Here is a 219-nt window from a genome sequence, read left to right as displayed (position 1 = left end):
CTGCACCTGCGCGGTGTCACCGTGCGCGCGCACCTCGTCGATGATCCGCGAAACGGCGGGGATGCCGTAGCCGCCCGAACGCAGGGCGGCGGCGATCCGCGCCTCGGTGATCCCAGCGGAGTCGTAGGAGCGGACCGATCCTGCACGCCGAAGGGGGCGCACGAGCCCTTCTCGCTCCCAGTGCCGCAGTGCGGAGGAGCGGACGCCGAGCGCCTGGGC

The 219-nt window shown here is 73.5% G+C and carries 1 protein-coding gene; it reads right to left on the bottom strand.

Translation table 11 applies throughout. The features are described 5' to 3' along the window. The coding region (locus tag ILP86_RS19500) for a MerR family transcriptional regulator (RefSeq protein ID WP_193762730.1) at positions 1 to 219 on the bottom strand (219 nt) is incomplete at both ends.

Source organism: Microbacterium sp. R1 (assembly GCF_015159725.1).
In the GTDB taxonomy this organism is placed as follows: domain Bacteria; phylum Actinomycetota; class Actinomycetes; order Actinomycetales; family Microbacteriaceae; genus Microbacterium; species Microbacterium oxydans.
Note: the sequence above shows the minus strand (reverse complement) of the source record. Positions and strands in the feature narration are given on the sequence as shown.